Genomic DNA, 1,956 nt, shown 5'->3' on the forward strand with positions numbered 1-1,956 from the left:
GAGAAAAAGAGAGGCCAGACCATCCCCGTCGATATACCGACCCATGTGGCCGGATTGCTGCGCTTCAAGCAGGGGGCTGTCGGCACGCTAATTACCAGCTTTGACATCTTTGGTGGAAGCACTCTGCCACCGATCGAGGTATACGGCACTCATGGCACGTTACAGGTGCCTGACCCGAACACGTTCGGAGGGCCAGTTCGCTATAGGGTGCTAGGCGGGCAAGAATGGACAGACGTTCCGCTGTTGTCGGGCTACCAGGAGAACACAAGGGGCATCGGTGTTGCCGATATGGCCTACGCTATCCGCAGCGGACGGCCTCACCGCGCCAGTGGTGAATTGGCCTATCATGTGCTGGAGGCGATGTGGGCGTTCCACGATTCCTCCGATCAGCAGACCTTCTATCCAATGCAAAGCACATGTCTGCGTCCAGCGGCTTTACCGGAAAACCTGCCTTTGTACACGTTAGATACGTAAACAAAGGTCAGCCTAGTGCTAGTCTGCAGCATTCAAAAATTACAAGACTGGAGGGCATGTCCCAAAAGTCAGTTTTTGTTTTTTTACATTCCGCTTTGAATGTTCATTTCTATTGAAAAGAAGACTCCAGCTCCGTTTTGACCGCCGCTTTGGAGTCTTCTCAGTTCAATTTTCGGGAAATTTGACAGAGCGAGAAGTTGTGGAAGTCCTTTCATAAAGGATTATAGTGCAAAGACTAAAAGAGGAAAGACAAAGCAAAGTAACCGTCATAGGTACGTCGGATAAGAAAAGCTCACGTGTGCATTCACCGGTAATGAGAGGGTTCACTTGGTAACCTAGCTTTAAACTGACGAGGAGTCAATGATCGAAAATATGATGAACTGAAACGGATTTTCTTTACGCACAATTGGGACTGCCTTAGTGGCGAACAGTTAGATCGAACGAAGAACATTTTCTCCGCTACATTTTCCGGATCGCCGTCATACAGACAGCCATTCAATTTGCATTCTTCATCGAACAACTCTGGCGTGGTCGGATTATACTCCCAAAAGACCTGATCTTAATTTTGGTCATAAATTCATTCTTCACCGATCATTCTAAATATGTTATATTGTTGGCGTGGGAGGAATACACGGATAAGAAGCCAAGAGTTATGAGGAGTGGTGTGAGATCTTGCCGTGGAGCTCTTCTACGCATATTAGAATGATCATTCTTATTATGACAGATGGAGAAGGGATGGATTGAACATGGAATATCGTGTATTAGGAAATACAGGCCTTAAAATAAGCAGTTTTGTATTAGGTACAGGTACTTTTGGTTTTTGGGGGAACAATACGGAGAAAGAAGCTGCAGTCATGTTGGATGAGGCTTTGGCTGGAGGCATTAATCTGATCGATACAGCGGATGTCTATTCAAGTGGTCAATCCGAAGAAATTCTAGGTCAAATCCTAAAAGGACGCAGACAGGATGTTATTCTGGCCACGAAAGGCGGAATGCCCATGGGCAGTGGGCTTAATCAATCCGGTAACTCGAAATATTGGATTAAGCGTGCAGTAGAGGATAGTTTGAGAAGGTTGCAAACGGATTATATCGATTTGTATCAACTACATCAGCCGGATCTCCATACTGACATTGAAGAGAGTCTTGACGCACTTACGGATCTGGTTCGTGAAGGGAAGATTCGCTATATTGGTACATCCAATTTTCAGGCATGGCAAGTGACCGAAGCACAATGGACTAGCGAACGCAAAAATACCGCACGCTTTGTATCCGAGCAAGCCCCGTATTCCATATTGAATCGAAGTATCGAATTCGATTTGCTTGCTGCAACCGCTAAATACGGAATGGGTGTAATGGTTTGGTGCCCACTTTCGGGTGGTCTACTAACGGGAAAATACCGCTCGGGAGAAGCTGTTGCCCCAGATTCAAGAGCAGCAAGTTCTCTAGGGAAACTTTCAACTGTTGTAGATCCGAATCGAGAAG

General features: G+C 46.3%; 1 protein-coding gene and 1 pseudogene. Both read left to right on the forward strand.

Annotated elements, in window-relative coordinates; all coding sequences use genetic code 11:
* A pseudogene (locus GRP75_RS25700) lies at positions 1-474 on the forward strand (gfo/Idh/MocA family oxidoreductase); the annotation flags it as partial.
* 746 nt (positions 475-1,220) lie between these two features.
* Positions 1,221-1,956 (forward strand): aldo/keto reductase (locus GRP75_RS25705; protein ID WP_160790744.1); only part of this gene is annotated, 736 nt, incomplete at its 3' end.

Source organism: Paenibacillus sp. OT2-17 (assembly GCF_009827695.1).
GTDB lineage: Bacteria > Bacillota > Bacilli > Paenibacillales > Paenibacillaceae > Paenibacillus > Paenibacillus polymyxa_B.